The 1,657-nt window shown below is 30.7% G+C and carries 1 protein-coding gene and 3 rRNA genes; all 4 read right to left on the bottom strand.

The window, feature by feature from the left end; translation table 11 throughout:
* Positions 1-328, bottom strand: a 16S ribosomal RNA gene (locus I1959_RS15305); the annotation flags it as partial.
* Positions 329-1,040: 712 nt separating this feature from the next.
* Positions 1,041-1,361 carry a MazG-like family protein gene (locus I1959_RS15300; RefSeq protein ID WP_166504683.1) on the bottom strand — a complete coding sequence of 107 codons (321 nt, stop codon included), beginning with the start codon at positions 1,359-1,361 and terminating at the stop codon, positions 1,041-1,043.
* A gap of 42 nt (positions 1,362-1,403) precedes the next feature.
* Positions 1,404-1,520, bottom strand: a 5S ribosomal RNA gene (gene rrf / locus I1959_RS15295).
* A 58-nt stretch (positions 1,521-1,578) separates the two neighbouring features.
* A 23S ribosomal RNA gene (locus tag I1959_RS15290) occupies positions 1,579-1,657 on the bottom strand; the annotation flags it as partial.

The raw sequence follows: 1,657 nt of genomic DNA, 5'->3' as shown, positions 1-1,657 counted from the left end.
GAGTTTGGACCGTGTCTCAGTTCCAATGTGGCCGATCACCCTCTCAGGTCGGCTACTGATCGTCGCCTTGGTAAGCCATTACCTTACCAACTAGCTAATCAGACGCGGGTCCATCCTGTACCGCAAAAGCTTTGATAAGAAAGCCATGCGACTTTCTCATGTTATCTCGTATTAGCATACCTTTCGGTATGTTATCCGTGTGTACAGGGCAGGTTACCCACGCGTTACTCACCCGTCCGCCGCTCTTCTCCGAAGAGAATCGCTCGACTTGCATGTGTTAGGCACGCCGCCAGCGTTCATCCTGAGCCAGGATCAAACTCTCAAATAAAAGTTGTTACCTGCTCAGACTATCATTATCTGAATATCTGGCTTGGTTTGTTTTCGATTCTTTAAGAATCATTAGTTGTATAAATTAACCTACTGTTTAATTTTCAAAGTTCATTCCTTACAACTTCCTTAGTTTATCAAAGTAATTTTACTTTGTCAACTCTTTTCTGTTGTTTCTCTTTCGTGTTTGTCCTTTTCTTAAGGACATGTATTACTATACCACCTATACTTTATATCGTCAATACTTTTTCTTAACTTTTTTTAGTATTTTTTATAATTAGTTTATTTTTTTAAGTTATACACAATTTTTGTTTATGTTATTAACATTATATACATCCTAGACTTAGCTTATATACCGATTTTCTATTTTTTATCCACATTTCTAATTTATTTATCATTAATTAAATTTTTTTATTTAAATTATATATTTTTATATACACTTTCTACTTTGATTAGAAATTTTAGTATTCAATAAAAAATATTTTTTCTATTTCTCCAACTATTATGTTAACTTATTTATATTTTTATTAAATTTTTATACTATTACAAATAGATTAAAGATCATTTAATAAAATTGTTACCAATCAAAATATACTTAAAATGAGTATAACCTCCTACGTATAATGATATTAATTTTACATTACTAATTCTTTATAAATAAAAATAACTTAAGTCTATATTTAATCAACTTAAGTTATCTAATATTTTAAAATTTATATAGTTTTGCATTTTTCTTCCCATTTTTTAAGCTTTTTCTTATATATATTAACTATCTCATCCATATTAATTTCATTATCATAACTCTGGCTTATTATTGAGCTTGCTACAATTATTACGTCTAAACACTCTTCAACTATATCTTCTTTTGTTTTTTCTTTGTATCCACACCCACATACATTTGATGAACTCAATACTGCCTGAGAAACTTCCCCAACCTCTTCTGATAACTTCAAAGCTCTTTCCATTAGTGATTTTTGATCTATAAGATTTAATCTCTTGATTTCTTTAAAATCGATTATTTTTTCAGTTTTCATTTTAACTCCTTGTATTTTTTATTTTGAACATAAAAAAAGATTACGTGGCTACGTCTTACTCTCCCAGGAGGTCGCCCTCCAAGTACCATCAGCGCTAAAGAGCTTAACTTCTGTGTTCGGTATGGGAACAGGTGTATCCTCTTTGCTATAATAACCACATAATCTTTATCTTTTAGAGTTAATACTCTGAAAACTGTATATCATTTAGTTAATGATTTTGGTCAAGTCCTCGACCTATTAGTATCGATAAGCTAAATACATTACTGCACTTACACCTTCGACCTATCAACCAGGTA

Source organism: Romboutsia sp. 1001285H_161024_C4, assembly GCF_015550185.1.
GTDB lineage: Bacteria > Bacillota > Clostridia > Peptostreptococcales > Peptostreptococcaceae > Romboutsia_C > Romboutsia_C hominis.
Note: the sequence above shows the minus strand (reverse complement) of the source record. Positions and strands in the feature narration are given on the sequence as shown.